This is a genomic window from Vibrio frigidus, assembly GCF_042465995.1.
Taxonomy (GTDB): domain Bacteria; phylum Pseudomonadota; class Gammaproteobacteria; order Enterobacterales; family Vibrionaceae; genus Vibrio.
This window is the reverse complement of sequence record NZ_JBCDMC010000057.1, coordinates 1-317: the sequence shown is the minus strand read 5'-3', so window position 1 is coordinate 317 and position 317 is coordinate 1. Positions and strand designations below refer to the sequence as shown.

Sequence of the window (317 nt, the reverse complement as noted above, 5' to 3'; positions counted from 1 at the left end):
AAATTTGCTTGGCGACCATAGCATTGTGGACCCACCTGATCCCATGCCGAACTCAGAAGTGAAACGCAATAGCGCCGATGGTAGTGTGGGGTCTCCCCATGTGAGAGTAGGACATCGCCAGGCTTTACTTTTATTTTCACTTTTTTAAAAGTGGAGACAAAAAGACGTTTTTATCTTTTTTAGGAAAGATAAGACAACACTAGATAAAGCGCACAAGTAAGACTTTATGTAGAATGACTATGATTGCCCGTATTACATGCGGGCATTTATTTCGCTCAAAGTTGAGTGAAGTCAACATACCGTTTTTAATGAATAGA

Annotated in this window: 1 rRNA gene; it reads left to right on the top strand. The window is 40.4% G+C overall.

Features of this window, described 5'->3' with window-relative positions:
• Positions 1 to 7: 7 nt before the first annotated feature.
• Positions 8 to 123, top strand: a 5S ribosomal RNA gene (gene rrf / locus AACW90_RS23000).
• Positions 124 to 317: the final 194 nt, after the last annotated feature.